The following is a 13,714-nucleotide window of genomic DNA, read 5'->3' as shown; positions in this document are numbered from 1 at the left end:
CCCCCGGTCAGGTTGCCCACCACCGCCCCCGCCCGCAGGAACAAGGGGTCCGCCGCCTGCCATTGGAGTCCGGCCCGGGGGCGAAGCCCTTCATCGAAGCTCCATTCCAGGTCCGTTTCCGCCACCAGGGAATTCTGGGGCAGGGAGAGGGCGGCACCGATCCTGAACGTGGGCGGCAAGAAGGATTCGGTGTGGTTGTCGTAACCCAGGAAACTGGCCGGGTCCTGGACCATCAGCCCCAAGGTGACCCTCGGATCGACGCGGAACTGGAGGCCCAGGTCCTCCCCCAAGCCCAATCCCGAGAAGTCATTGAAGCTTTCGTTAAGGACCTTCAAGTTCCCGCCCAAGGACCACCGGGGATCCAATTTGAAGGCCAGCGAAACCAGGCACGCGATCTGGGTGTCCCCGAACAGTGCGTCCGGCTGGAGCGAAGGCCCGTTGCGCGCCTCGATATCCCCGCCGGCGCTGTAATAAAAGAAGGAAAGCCCGAAAAAGATCTCGTCCCGATATCCGTTGGAAAGGGCGATGTAGTTCAGTTGCTGTCCAAGGGAAAGAAGCGAGACCTGGTCCTCCACCTGGAAACCACGGGTCCCCGTCAGCCCCGCCGGGTTCCAGAACCCTTGGGAAACGTCGTTCCGGGCCGCCACGGCCGCCCCGCCCATGGCGTTCGCCACCCCGCCCGCCCCCAGTTGAAGGAATGCCGCGGGCCTCTCACCGCCCGTCTGGTCCGGCCACCCTAGGACCGGGACCAGCATCAGGAGCAAAAGGCCGGCCAGGAACCGGCTCACCGGGTCCCCCGGATCACGGCGATCTTGTTGCGGCCCGTGCTTCCCCCGGCGGTGACGAAATAGAAATAAACGCCCGTAACGACCAAATGTCCGGCTCCGTTCCTGCCATCCCAGGGGATATAGAAGGACTTGAACTGGGGACGGGAGGGACCTTGGTTCAGGTCCGCCGCCGCGAAGGACTTGCGAAGGACCAATTGTCCCGCCGTGTCATAGATGGACAGGTCCACCGGCATGGCGTGGTCGATCGCCAGGGTGATATTGGTGCTCCCATCGCTGTCCGTGTAGAAAGGATTGGGGCTGTTGAAGGTCTTGAGATAGGTCGTCACCTGCCCGGTCCCCGTGCCCGCGTTCAAGAGCGCCCGATAGACGTTCAGGCGGCCATAGCCCTTCCCCGCATCCCATCCCCGCCCCCCATTGAGGTCGTCGGTGTTGTTCACGATGGCCTGTTCCACCTGCCGGTGGTCCAGGGAAGGGTAGACGGACCGGATCAAGGCGGCGGCGCCGGAAACGAAAGGGGCCGAGGCCGAAGTACCGGCGGCCACCCCGAAATTACCGTCGGCGGCCAGGGGCTCGAACCCCCCTTCCTGGGAGGCGGCCGCCGAGAGCGGACAAAGGAATGAACTGAAGATCTTGGTGGCCGAGTCGTTCAAGGCGTCCCCGAGGAAGGCGGTCCCGGTCCCCCCGGGCGCCAGGAGGTCCAGGCTCGCTCCACCATTGGAATAGAACACCCGCTGGTCCGAGGGGTCGGAGGCGCCCACCGCCAGGACCGGCGGATAGGCCGCCGGAAAATCGACGCCGGCCATCCCGCTGGGCGAGGACTCGTTCCCCGAGGAGGCCACGAGCACGCAATCCTGGGCCAGGGCATAGTCCAAGGCCTCTTTTTCCAGGGGGTCCAGACCTCCCGCGGCGCTCGAACCCAGGGAATAATTGAGGACCCGGGCCCCGTGATCCACCGCGTAATAGGTCCCCGCCACCACCCCTTCGGTGGTGCCCGAGCCCGTGCAATCCAGGACCTTGATGGGCATCAGGACCGCTCCCGGCGCGACCCCCGCCACCCCGGTCGTGAATCCCCCTCCCGGGCAGGCCCCTTCGGCGTTGTTCCCGTTCCAATCCGCGCCGATGATGCCCGCCACGAAGGTCCCATGGCCGAAATCGTCCTGGGTGGTGGTGACCCCGGCCGACTCGGTGGCGGCGGCGCCACAGGAACAGGGAGCGGACTGCCCTCCCGTATCGCAGATGGCGTTATAACCGATCATGGGAACCTGGCGCAGGTCCGGATGGAGGCGGGAGATGCCCGAATCCAGCACCGCCACCGTCACCGAAGCGGTCCCCGAGGGGGGCGAACAGGAGGTCCAGCCGTTGAAGAGGGTCACCGCCTTGTCCATTTGGATCTTGAGGTAGGGCCAACTGGCCGCGGTGGTCAAACCCGCGTCATAAACGTCGGACGGGAGCGAAGGGCAGGAGCCCAAGGCGTAATAACGGTAATTGGGCTGGGCGTCCAAGACCCCGTCCATCCCCTTCAATCGGCTCACCGCATCCTCGACCGAGGAACCCGGGGCCAGTTCGACCTTTTGAAAGAAAGGGAAGAGGCGATGTTGCGGGGTCCCGACAGCCGCGAGGATGGCGGCCCTTTGGGCGTCGTTCACGCCTTCCTTGAACCGGACCAGGACCTCACCCGGCACGAAACGCTCCCGGCCCGCCAAACTCGGGACCTGGGCCCAGCCAAGATGGGCGCAACCCAGCAGGAAGAGGAAAGCGAGGGATCGCCTCATCGCCCGTCCCCGGCCCTTTTCAGGTCCACCAGTTCCAGGAGCCTTTCGGCCAGCCGGCTCTTGAGGTCCGGCCCCAGATGGACCGGTCGTACGCTTCCTTTTTTGAAGACCCAAAGCTCGTTTCGGTCGGACTCGAATCCTTGGGCCCCCTCGCCCACCCGATTGGCGACCAACAGGTCCGTGGGTTTGCGGGCCCATTTGGCCCGGGCTTGCCGACCGACGTCCCGCGTCTCCGCCGCGAAGCCCATCACCACCAGGCCCTTCCTCTTTTTCTTCAACACCTCACCGAGGATGTCCCGGTTGGGCACCAGCCGGACCGTCAGGACCCTGCCGGTCTTCTTGATCTTTTGGGCGGAGGCCTTCGCGGGGCGGAAATCGGCCACCGCCGCGGCCATGATCAGAAGGTCCGTCCGGGCAAGCCCTCCCAACACGGCCTTGGCCATCTCCCCGGCGGTCTTGACGGCCGTCACCTGGGCGCCCACCGGCGCCGGGATGGACACGGGACCGGTGATGAGGGTCACTTCAGCGCCACGGTTCAGGGCCGCTTGGGCCAGGGCATAGCCCATCTTTCCGCTGGAACGGTTGGTCAGGACCCGCACCGGGTCCAAGGCTTCTTGGGTCGGTCCGGCCGTCACCACCACCCGCTTCCCTTTCCAAAGTTCCCGGTTCCCCAGGAAGGACCCGACCTGATGGGCGATCTCGGCGGGTTCGGCGAAACGCCCGTCGCCCACTTCCCCGCAGGCCAGGTGCCCGCTTTCCGGCCCCAGGAACACCACGCCCCTCGCCCGGAGGGTCCGGACATTGGCTTGGACCGCCGGGTGGTTCCACATGCGGGCGTTCATGGCCGGGGCCACCCAGATCGGGCAAGGCGCGTAAAGGCAAAGGGTCGAAAGGAGGTCGTCCCCGATGCCGAAGGCGAGTTTCGCCAGGAGATCGGCAGAGGCCGGCGCGATGAGCACTAGGTCGGCGCCCTTGGCATATTCGATGTGGGGGACAAAGGTGAGCGGATGGGTCCCGGAAGGGGTGCCGACCGGAATGGGGTTGGAACCCTTGAAGAGGCTCGTCCAGACGGGGGAGCCGGAAGCCTGGCGCAGGGCCCGGACCGGCACCAGGTGGGAACCGGCCTGGGTCAGGACCACCCGCAGGCCGCAAAGGGGCCGCAGGAGCCGGGCCAGCTCCACGGCCTTATAGGCCGCGATGCTGCCGGTGACGCCGAGGAGGACCTTGGGTTGGGTGGGTCTTGGGATCATCGGACCTCGATCCCGGAGCGATCCGGGTCTCCCTGGCGGAAGGCCGGGAACCCGGGAGGATTATTCGTCGTCCTTTTTCTTCTTCTTGGAGGGGACCGGCTGGTTGGTGAAGGTGACCTTGCCGCTCATGAATTCGCTCAAGGCCTGTTGGACGACCTTTTCCGTATCCACGGTGAGGTTGTGCTTTTCCGCCCGTTCCAGGAGTTGACGCGCCCTTTTGGAGGCGGCCAGAACGGAGATGTACTTGTTGTCGGCGGATTCCAACGTCGGGGTCTTCTTATCGTCGCTCATGGCGGCTCCTTAAGGGTTTGAGGGAACGGGAATTATACTCAAAACCGTCCGAAATCGTAATTCCTTTGGGCGCGGGCCCCCTTTTTCCTAGGTTCCCGCCCCCGCGGCCTTCCGGGCCTCCCGGAGCACCCGGCGGACCTCCCGGACGGTCCGGGGCAGGCGGTCGTTGACGATAGGGTGCCCATATTCCCGCCCCTGCCGCATTTCCCACCTCGCGTCGGCCAACCGTACCTTCAGGTCCTTGGCGTCGTTGGTCCCCCGCCCGACCAGCCTTTCCCTCAGGACCCGAAGGGAAGGTGGGTACAGGAAGATCAGCACCGCGCCCGGCACCTTGCGCCGCAGGGTGTGCCCCCCCTGGACATCGATGACGAAAAGCACGTCCTTCCCCTGGCGCAATTGGCCTTCGACCCAGGCCCTGGGGGTCCCGTAAAGGTTGCGGTGGACCCGGGCCCATTCCAGGAACTCCCGCTTGGCGATCATCCGTTTGAAGCGGTCCACGGTCACGAAGAAATAATCCCGGCCGTTGCGTTCCCCGGGACGGGGCTTGCGCGTGGTGCAAGAGACCGAGCGGACCAGGTCCTTTTCCGCCCGGAGGAGCCTTTGGGCCACCGTGGTCTTCCCGCCTCCCGAGGGGGAGGAAAGGACCACCACGAGGCCACGCGCCGTTTTTCTTTTATTCTTCACGATCTTGGTCCCGGACGGAGATTTTGAACGCTTCGTTCTTGATTCTTGGTCGAAAGGGTTCCATTAAAAATTAAGAATTTAAAATTGAAAATCGATCATTCGATGTTCTGGATCTGTTCGCGGATCTGTTCCAGCAGTTCCTTCAGGCGGACAACACCCTGGGCCATCTTCGCGTCCGATGATTTGGAACCGGTGGTATTGGCCTCCCGGTTCATCTCCTGCACGAGGAAGTCCAGTTTCCGGCCCACGCTGTTCTTCTCCTTCAGGGTCTCCAGAAGGGCTTCCAGGTGGCTGTCCAGGCGGGTGAGCTCCTCGGCGATGTCATGCCGCTGGAGGATGACCCCCTCCTCGGTGGCGAGCCGGGACTGTTCCTGCAGGGGTTCGGGCAGGAACTCCCCGATCTTTTCGCGGAAGGCCTTGATCTTCTCCGCCATCAGGGCCTTGTGGCGCTGGCGTAATTGCTGGACCACGCCGGTGATCTCCCGGGCCCTCTCCGTCATGTCCTTGGCCAACCGCGTCCCCTCGGATTGGCGCATCTTCTCCAGGGCCCGCAAGGCCTCCTGGACGGCTTCCCCCACCGCCTTGCGTTGGTCCGATTCCAGGCGCTCCTCTTCCTCGATGACGAGCACATCCGGCAGCCGCAGGAGGGACTCGGGGGAAAGCTCCCCCTTCAGTTTGAAGCGGGAGGAAGCCTTCTTGACGGCCTTCAGGTATTCGGCCACCAACGCTTCGTTGATCGCGACCTTTTTTGCGCGGGCGGGCGAGAGGTCCTTGAGGAAAAGATCCACCTTGCCCCGGGTGACCGAGGCCAGGATCATCTCCCGGACCTCGGGCTCCAGGACCTGGAAGGCCCCGGGAAGTTTGACCGCCAGGTCGTGGTACTTGTGGTTGACCGTCTTCACCTCGGCCACCACATGGACCGTCTTGGCCCGCCCTTCGCCCCGACCGAAGCCCGTCATGCTGCGCATGGTCTTTCCTTTCGTTCCGCCCTTATCCGGCGGTGTCCTTCACTTTCTCTCGATGGAGGAGGTGATCTTCCAAGCGCCTTCCTTCTTCGACAGGCGGAAGCTCTTCTCGAATTTCTCGGTCTTGTCATCCTTCAGGTCATGCCGGGTGATGGTCCAGGACGCCGCCGCGTAGTCCCCGTTGATGACCAGGCCGTTGGAAACGGCCTTGATCTCGAAACTTTTCGGCTCCCCGGACACCAACTGCTGGTACCAGGCGTTCCACTTGGAGCGGTCCGGGAACAATTCGTCCAGGTACCCGTTCACCTTGACCAGGGAACGGCTTTCCAGGGCGGCCCGGAAGTCCTCGGTGAACTGGGCCAGTTCAAAGCGTTCGATGGAGATGCCACGGGGTCCGATGGGAGTGTACCAATGGATCTGGGTCAAGGCCCCCTGCATTTCCTTGAAGAGCTTCTTCCCAGCGTCCTTGGCTGCGTCGCTGGCCAGCATCATGCCATGGGCGCCGTACCAGAGGTCGTTCCGCTCCAGGGCCCATTCTTGCACGGCCCAATGGCGGTCATGGGTATCCGTCACCTGGAACGAGGCCGAGAACCAGCGCTCTCCTCCCGTGGTCTTCCAGTCCTCCACCTTCCCCTTCTTCTCGATCTTGAAAAGGTGGTCCTCCAGGTCCTGGGCGGCCATCTGGGCCCAGGCCTTCCCGGTCAATCGATCGTCCCCGGATCGGTCCTGAACGGTCAAACGCACCAGCAGGTCCCGGTGGGGATCGGTGATCCGGGCCACCTCGTCCACTTCCTGTTCGGCCGACAGGCGGATCCAGGACCATTTCGGGGGCAGGGGAATGCCGAACCCATATTCGGTCTGGATATATTGGCCGTCATAGACCCCGCTCTCGGCCGAAGGCGGCATGGGCAGGCCCTCTTCCATCGACCGGGACCCGGACTTGCAACCCCAAATGCCAAAACCGAGGGCCAGGACCAGCAGGAGCGCGCGCATAAGGAAGCGATGGTTCAAGGAACTTTCACCTTTTGCAGGATCTGGGCGATCACATCATCGGTGCGGACGTTCTGGGCCTCGGCTTCGTAGGTGAGGATGAGGCGGTGCCGCATCACATCCGCCGCCAGGGCCTTGACATCCTCCGGGGTGGCGTAACCCCGCCCCTGCAGGAAGGCGTGGGCCTTGGCCGCCACCGTCAGGCCGATGGAGGCCCGGGGGCTGGCCCCATATTCGATGAGAGGAGCGAGTTTTTCCAGCTGATAGTCCTTGGGCTTGCGGGTGGCCGAGACCAAATGAACGATATAGTCCTTCAGGTGCTCGCTGACGTGGATGTGGTCCACGATGGACTGGGCCTTGACGATGGACTGGGCGGAAAGGACCTCCTTGGTCTTGATCGCCGTCCCCACGGTCATGCGGTTGATGATCTCCTTCTCATGCTCGAACTCGGGATAGGTCACCTGCACCTTCATGAGGAACCGGTCCACCTGGGCCTCGGGCAGGGGATAGGTCCCCTCGTGTTCGATGGGATTCTGCGTCGCCATCACGAAGAAGGGCTCCTCAAGGGGAAAGGTGTCGGGACCGATGGTCACCTGGTGTTCCTGCATGGCCTCCAGCAGGGCCGATTGGACCTTCGCCGGGGCCCGGTTGATCTCGTCGGCCAGCACCAGGTTGGCGAAGATGGGACCCTTCTGGGTCTTGAAGTCCCCCTTGGCGGGCATGTAGATGCGGGTCCCCACCAGGTCCGCCGGCAGAAGGTCGGGCGTGAACTGGATGCGGCTGAAGCCGACCCCCAGGACGTCGGAGAGGGTCCGGATGGCCAGGGTCTTGGCCAGCCCCGGCAATCCTTCCAGGAGCAAGTGGCCCCGGCCCAAAAGTCCCAACAGGAGCCGGTCCAGAAGGTCTTCCTGGCCCACGATGACCTTGGAAACCTCCTCCCGGACCTTGGCGAATTGTTCGCTCAGCCTCTGCCCTTCCTGGGTCAATTCCTCGTTTTGCGAAGCCATGGACATTATCCTTTCACCGCGAAGAAGCGAAGATGCGAATGTAAAGCCCTCACCTTTTTGTGTAAACGACCCTCTTGATGCCGTTCTTCATCCACCGGACGTTGAAATTGAACAAAAAACCAAGACTGCGCCCTGTCACCTTCAGGTACGTCATCAATTGGGCGTCAAAAATGGGCAACAATGCCTCGACAGACTTGACCTCCACGATCACCTGGTCGGCCACCAACAGGTCCAACCGCAACTTCTCATCAAGAGGCTCGCCCAAGCAGTGGACCGTTACGTTCTTCTGACGCTCGAAGGAAAGGCCCCTTTTGGAAAGCTCCTTCACCAGACAGGATTCATAGATCGACTCCAAAAGCCCAGGCCCCATCGCATGGTGGACCTTGTAAGCGGAATCGACCACTTCTTTCCCGATCCGTTCCACTTCCTTCGGAAGGTCGGTTTTCAAAAAAGGCCTTACCGGCATCTTCGCCCCTTCGTTTCTTCGAGGTGAATCCTCAACCTGGAAGGTGTTCCTTGGGGGAGCTTCGGTTTTCATCCCCCCACCTTCGCCCCTTCGCTTCTTCGCGGTGAATCCTTAGCCTTTCGGGACTTTCGGAAGCAGGGCCGAGCAAAGGGCCCGCAGGTTGTCCCGGCCGGTCAGGTTCCCATCGGCATGCAGGACCCGGTCGCAGGTCTTGAGGAGCCTGTCCGCGGCCACCCGCTCATCGTCGGTCATTTTGACCTTGGCCAGGGCCCTCAGGACCTCTTCGGTGGTGAAATTCACGGCGGCGAAACCGAAGCGATATTGCAGGCATTCCCGGACCAGGGAGGAGAGCTCCGCGCAGAATTCCTTGGCCCCCAGGTCCTCATCGGCCAGCTTCTTCCAACGGTCCTTCAATTGGGCCGGCACGCCCATGGGCGGCGGAGCGGCGGCCTTCGGCTTGGACCTCAGGAGCCTCCAAAGGATCAAGCCGAGGATCAAGAGGGCGGCCAAGCCCCAGATGAGCGTGCGGATCAACCAATGGCTTTCCGGGATCAAGGGTTTCAGGTCGGTCAGGTCATCGGCCGACGGGGTCGGCGTGGGGGAAGCTTCGTTCTTCTTTCCGAAGAGGGAGAACCCGGTCTTGGGCACGATCGTGAGGGCCACCTGGTTGGACTTCAGTTCGATCTTCTTGCCGTGGCTGTCCTGGTAGATCAAGAGGGCCGGCCCCAGGGTCTCCACCCCTTCCCGGACGGCCGTGAGGGAGAATTGGGTCGTGGAGGTCACCACTTCCTTTCCCTGGTCGTAGCTGATATTGGTGAAGGAGCTGGTGAACCCGCCCATCTGGAGCTTCTCGGGCGTGGGGATGGAAGGGTTCCCCAGGGCCGCGCTTTCATTCCCGATATGCTTGAACTCGATGGAGACCTTGACGGACTTCCCCACTTCGACCTGGCGTTGGTCGACCAAGAGCCTCAAGCCCGCCGCGTCGGGCGTCGTCACCGTCCCCGCCCACCCGGCCAAGGGCAGAAGCAGGGCCATCACCATCCAGATCCTTGTCATTCCCACCGTAAAGTCCCCTTTCCAGAGCGGCCCACAAAATAGCAAAAAACCATCCCGAACCCTAGCCGTTACCAGTCCTCGGGAACGGCCTGGCCGTTCTTATCCGACTGTCCGAAAAAGCGCTTCATGAATTGCTGTTGGTCCTTGGGGAGGAAATTCCACATCCCCGACCGGTCCTTCTCGTCCTTCCGCGGGTTGGCGGAATAATAGCGCTGGGCCGCCTCTTCCTGCTGCTGCATCTGTTTCATGAGGTCCTTGACCTGTTGGTCGGACATCTTCAGGTCCTGCCGGGCCTGCTCGGCCCGCTTCTCTTCCGCCTGGCGTTGTTCCTGGCGGGCCTGTTCCTGGGACGCCCCACCGCCGGCCTTGTCCTTGGCATCCTTCGAGCGGAATTTGTCCTTGGCGTCGGGGTCCTTCACCTTCTTTTGAGCCGACGGGTCCTGCTTCTCGTTCTTGCGGTCGGGGGGTGGAGTGGCCATGTCGGGGGGGGGCGTCGGGGAATTTCCCTGCCCAGTCCCTTGCCCCGGCTTCCCCTGGCTCTTGTCCGACTTCGGGTCTTCGGACAATTTTTTCTTGAGGACCTCCAGGTTCTTTTGGGCGTCCTTGTCGGACGGATCCAGCCGCAGGGCCTGCTCGAAGGCTCCTATTCCGTCCCGGTAACGGTTTTGACGGGCATAGGCCAGTCCCAGGTCGAACCATCCTTCTTCCAGGTCTTTTTTGGACCGGATGGCGTTCTCGAACGCGCCACCCGCTTCATCGTATTTTTTCAGGTTGTAAAGCGACGATCCCAGGCCGATCTGGGCGCGGTAATCCCCGGGGTCTTTTTCGGTCCTTTGGCGGAAATAGGCCTCTGCGTCCTCGAAATCCTTTTGGTGATAGGCCTTGGCCCCTTGCGACTCCGCCAGGCCAAGCCCGGGGAGGAGAAGGACCAGCGCCAGGATCTTTCGTTGGTTCCCCATGGATATCCCTTTAGATCAGGAAGGAGGCGATCAGCGCGATGGCCGATCCCGCCCCCAGGGCCGGGGCGAATTCCTGCCGCCGCACCGCCCCCTTGCCCTTCATCTCGGTCTTTTGCAATTCGTCCAGGCGCCCTTGGATGGACCCCAGGGCCTCGGGCGTGTCCCCCTGCACGAAGACGCCCCCCGAGAGGTCGGCGATCTTGTGCAAGGTGGTCTCGTCCAGATGGCTGATATGGACCCGGCCCGCCTGGTCCTTCTTGAACTGGGTCTCGCCCCAGAACGAGGTCCCGTCGGGGATGGGCCGGCCCTGGGGCGTCCCGATGCCCACCGACACGATGGGGATGCCCCGCTCCTTGGCCTCCTGGCAGGGCGCCGTGACGTCGGAGGCCCCCTCGGTGGTCTCCCCATCGGTGATGAGGAGGATGGCCTTGCCCCTTTTGGACGTGTCATCCTTCGGAAAAGCGGCGAGCGCCGTGCGGATCCCTTCCCCGATATCGGTCCCGCCCCGGTCCACCGCGTCCGTGTCGGCCTTGGAAAGGACCAATTGGACGGCTTCCAGGTCCATGGTGAGCGGCACCTGCACCAGGGCTTCCCCGGCGAAGACCACGACCCCAGCCCGGTCCCCGTCCCGGTTCCCCAGCAGGTCCAGGACCGCCTTCTTGGCCGCCTCCAGGCGGTTGGGCGGGATGTCCTGGGTCAACATGCTCTTGGAGACATCCAACACCACCATGAAATCCACGCCGTTCAAATTGAGGTCCGTCGGGACAGGCTTGCCTTGGAAACGCACCGCTCCCAGGAAGGCCGCTCCCAACCCGCCGAGCACCAACAAGGACCGCAGGACCCGACGGACCCAGGCCATTCCCGGCGAAAGCACCAGGTTATGGGCCCCCAGGGTGGCCAGGTCGCGCCGGTCCCGCCAAAGGGTCCAAAGGGCCAAAAGGACCGCCCCCCCCACCAGGGGTGCCAGCCACCAGAACCAGGTCTCATTCGCGATATGCAATTTCCCCTCCCTTGGGGAACGGTCTTACGGCAATGTCCGAAGCAGGGTGGTTCCCAACAACAGTTCCAGCGCCAGCAAGGCGAAGGCCGACAAGAGGAAATAGGAGGCCAGTTCGTTGTATTCCCAATGGGAGGTCACCGTGACCTCCCGTTTTTCCAGTTGGGCGATCTCGTCCAGGACCCTTTGGAAGGCCCGGTTGTCGGTGGCCGCATAGGCCTTGCCGCCCGTGATGGAAGCGACCTGCTTGAGCAGGTTCATGTCGGCCGGTTCGCTCATGGCGATCTGGTTGGTCCGTCGGTCGATGACATAGCCCATGTGGCCGTCGGGATACTCGTAAAGGGCCGGGATGCTCTTGTTGGATCCCATGCCCACCGCGTAGACCCTGACCCCCTGGGTGGCGGCGATCTTGGCCGCGGCGATGGGGTCCACCGCCCCGCAGTTGTTGCTCCCGTCGGTCAGGAGCACGATGGCGCGGTTGGGGACCCCGTTGTCCTCATCCTCCGGGTCCTCCTTCGATCCCAGCCACTTGGAAAGGAGGGTCTCCTTGGGTTGGTCCGGACCACCCTTGGCGGGCGTCCCGTTCTTCAAGCGGTTCAGGCAGGAGACCAGGCTGTCCCCCATGGCCGTCCCGTCCCACTTGATGGAATGGGGCGCGGGCTCCACGTTGGCCAGCAGTTGTTTGACCACCTGCACGTCGGTGGTGAGGGGACATTGGGTGAAACTGAACCGGGCGAAGATGGTCAGGCCCATGCGGACCCCCTGGACCTTATCGAGGAAGTCGGCCAGGAACTGCTTGGCCGCGGTGATGCGGTTGGGCTTGAGGTCGGTGGTGATCATGGAACCGGACACGTCCAGGTCCACGAAAAGGTCGGTCACCGGGGCCTTCTCCTGCACCTTCTTCTGGCCCATTTGGGGGCGGGCCGCGCCCAGGAGGCAGAGGACCAGCGCCAGGAGCCTCAACAACCAGGGAAGAAGGTCGGGGGTGAGGAACCGTGGGGACAGGGCCACCAACCGGGGATTGCCCAGGGCCAGGGTCGAATGGCGGGAGCGCGACAGGAAGAAACCCAAGAGGAGCAGGAGGATCCCCAGGGGGATGCCCCAAAGCCAAACGGGATCGGCGAAACGGAAATGATCGGGCAGGTGGATCATCGGCGGGCCATCCGCTCGTGCCGCCTGCGGAAGAACCCGATCAAGGCGGGCACCACGTTCTGGCCGGCCACCAGGTCCAGCCGGTCGGCCCCCTGGTGGGTCCAGGCGCGCAGTTGGGCCTCCCGGAGGGCGTTGGCCTTCTCCACCGCGCGGTTGGGGCCGGCGGGCAGGTGGCCCACCCGGCCCGTCTCCGGGTCCCGGACGGTGAGCCGGGCGGGCAGGCGGAACCCTTTTTCGATCGGGTCCATCATGACCGCGGCCATCAGGTCATGCCGCCGGGCCAGCACCCCGGCCAGGTCCGCGGGCAAGGGATCGGTGAAATCCGACACCACCATCAGGGCGCTGCGGCGGCGGAGCACCTTGGTCAGCATCCGGAAGGCGGGCCGGTAATCGGTGCGTTTCCCCACGGGCCGGAACTGGATCAATTCCTTCAGGGCCCCCAGCACCGCCGACTTGCCCCGCTTGGGCGGGATATAGCGTTCGACCCGGTCGGTGAAGGCCATCAGGCCCACCCGGTCCTGATGTTGGACGGCGGCGAAGGCCAGCACCGCGCAAAGGCGAAGGGCCGTCTCCCGCTTGCTCATGGGCCCGGTCCCGTGCCAGAGGGAGGCGGACAGGTCCACCGCCAGGACGATCTGGAGTTCCCGCTCCTCCACGAAGGTCTTCACGAAGGGGCTGTTCAGCCGGGCGGTGACGTTCCAATCGATGGTGCGCACGTCGTCCTCGGGGGTGTATTCCCGCACCTGGTGGAACTCCAGGCCCCGTCCCCGGAAGGTGCTCTTATAGGAACCTTTCAGGAGGGTATCGACCGCGCCCCGGGTGACGATCTCGAGGCGGCGGACTTCGTTGAGGATGGCCAAAGGATCGTTGTTTTTCATCGTCTTTTGGACGCCTTCCGGGTTTCGTTTGTTATCGGTTTTCAGGAAAGGAACGGCCGGATTGTCCCACAATCGGGGGCCCAGCGGAAGGCAAGGTCAGCGGGATCCCTTGGCGGCCGGGAGCGGCCCGGCCCAGCGGAGGGCCAGATAGTGGAGGACGACAAAGAGGGCCCCGAAGCCCAGGGCCACGAAAAAGTTGATCTTGAGGGCCTTGAGCGAATCCAGCCCGTAATGGTCCTCGATGGGATTATAGATGTAGGTCCAGAAGACCCAGATGGCGGGACCGGTCAGGGCCCCGACCCCGGCCTGGGCCCAAATGGCCTTCCGGAAGGTCTTTTTGGCGCCGGATTGGAAGAAAGCCCCCGCGCCCAAGGCGGCCAAGGTCACCAGGATCGAAAGGACCAGGATGATCAGGTCCGCTTGGTCCTGGTTGATCAGCTCTTTCATCGGGGGACCTCG

General features: G+C 63.5%; 15 protein-coding genes. All 15 read right to left on the bottom strand.

Annotation, left to right across the window (positions count from 1 at the left end; genetic code table 11):
• A partial coding sequence (locus VHE12_01640; GenBank protein HVZ79485.1) for a hypothetical protein occupies positions 1 to 788 on the bottom strand: 788 nt, incomplete at its 3' end.
• Complete coding sequence (locus VHE12_01635) at positions 785 to 2,560, bottom strand: S8 family serine peptidase (GenBank protein HVZ79484.1); 1,776 nt, start codon at positions 2,558 to 2,560, stop codon at positions 785 to 787. The genes VHE12_01640 and VHE12_01635, both read right to left, overlap by 4 nt.
• Positions 2,557 to 3,810: a bifunctional phosphopantothenoylcysteine decarboxylase/phosphopantothenate--cysteine ligase CoaBC gene (gene coaBC / locus VHE12_01630; GenBank protein HVZ79483.1), complete on the bottom strand. Its 1,254-nt coding sequence runs from the start codon at positions 3,808 to 3,810 to the stop codon at positions 2,557 to 2,559. Before coaBC ends, VHE12_01635 begins: the two co-directional genes overlap by 4 nt.
• A gap of 60 nt (positions 3,811 to 3,870) precedes the next feature.
• On the bottom strand, positions 3,871 to 4,101 hold the full coding sequence (locus tag VHE12_01625; GenBank protein HVZ79482.1) for a DNA-directed RNA polymerase subunit omega: 231 nt from the start codon (positions 4,099 to 4,101) through the stop codon (positions 3,871 to 3,873).
• Between the two features lie 87 nt (positions 4,102 to 4,188).
• Complete coding sequence (gene gmk, locus VHE12_01620; GenBank protein ID HVZ79481.1) at positions 4,189 to 4,785, bottom strand: guanylate kinase; 597 nt, start codon at positions 4,783 to 4,785, stop codon at positions 4,189 to 4,191.
• Between the two features lie 95 nt (positions 4,786 to 4,880).
• Positions 4,881 to 5,753 (bottom strand): YicC/YloC family endoribonuclease, encoded by an 873-nt coding sequence (locus VHE12_01615; protein ID HVZ79480.1) that lies wholly within the window; start codon positions 5,751 to 5,753, stop codon positions 4,881 to 4,883.
• A gap of 39 nt (positions 5,754 to 5,792) precedes the next feature.
• Positions 5,793 to 6,743 (bottom strand): hypothetical protein, encoded by a 951-nt coding sequence (locus VHE12_01610; GenBank protein ID HVZ79479.1) that lies wholly within the window; start codon positions 6,741 to 6,743, stop codon positions 5,793 to 5,795.
• Between the two features lie 14 nt (positions 6,744 to 6,757).
• Positions 6,758 to 7,747 carry a MoxR family ATPase gene (locus VHE12_01605; protein ID HVZ79478.1) on the bottom strand — a complete coding sequence of 330 codons (990 nt, stop codon included), beginning with the start codon at positions 7,745 to 7,747 and terminating at the stop codon, positions 6,758 to 6,760.
• A gap of 49 nt (positions 7,748 to 7,796) precedes the next feature.
• Positions 7,797 to 8,195, bottom strand: a complete 399-nt coding sequence (locus VHE12_01600) for a GxxExxY protein (GenBank protein ID HVZ79477.1) — start codon at positions 8,193 to 8,195, stop codon at positions 7,797 to 7,799.
• 129 nt (positions 8,196 to 8,324) lie between these two features.
• The gene (locus VHE12_01595) at positions 8,325 to 9,269 is read right to left on the bottom strand and encodes a hypothetical protein (protein HVZ79476.1); all 945 of its coding nucleotides are present in this window, start codon (positions 9,267 to 9,269) and stop codon (positions 8,325 to 8,327) included.
• A 68-nt stretch (positions 9,270 to 9,337) separates the two neighbouring features.
• Positions 9,338 to 10,228: a tetratricopeptide repeat protein gene (locus VHE12_01590; protein ID HVZ79475.1), complete on the bottom strand. Its 891-nt coding sequence runs from the start codon at positions 10,226 to 10,228 to the stop codon at positions 9,338 to 9,340.
• Between the two features lie 10 nt (positions 10,229 to 10,238).
• Positions 10,239 to 11,228, bottom strand: coding sequence for a VWA domain-containing protein (locus VHE12_01585; GenBank protein HVZ79474.1), 990 nt, complete (start codon positions 11,226 to 11,228; stop codon positions 10,239 to 10,241).
• Positions 11,229 to 11,252: 24 nt separating this feature from the next.
• Positions 11,253 to 12,377 carry a VWA domain-containing protein gene (locus VHE12_01580; protein ID HVZ79473.1) on the bottom strand — a complete coding sequence of 375 codons (1,125 nt, stop codon included), beginning with the start codon at positions 12,375 to 12,377 and terminating at the stop codon, positions 11,253 to 11,255.
• On the bottom strand, positions 12,374 to 13,255 hold the full coding sequence (locus tag VHE12_01575; protein ID HVZ79472.1) for a DUF58 domain-containing protein: 882 nt from the start codon (positions 13,253 to 13,255) through the stop codon (positions 12,374 to 12,376). Before VHE12_01575 ends, VHE12_01580 begins: the two co-directional genes overlap by 4 nt.
• A 96-nt stretch (positions 13,256 to 13,351) precedes the next feature.
• Complete coding sequence (locus tag VHE12_01570) at positions 13,352 to 13,702, bottom strand: hypothetical protein (protein ID HVZ79471.1); 351 nt, start codon at positions 13,700 to 13,702, stop codon at positions 13,352 to 13,354.
• Positions 13,703 to 13,714: the final 12 nt, after the last annotated feature.

The organism is bacterium, from assembly GCA_035549195.1.
In the GTDB taxonomy this organism is placed as follows: Bacteria; Oederibacteriota; Muellerivitia; order Muellerivitales; family Muellerivitaceae; genus DASZRK01.
Note: the sequence above shows the minus strand (reverse complement) of the source record. Positions and strands in the feature narration are given on the sequence as shown.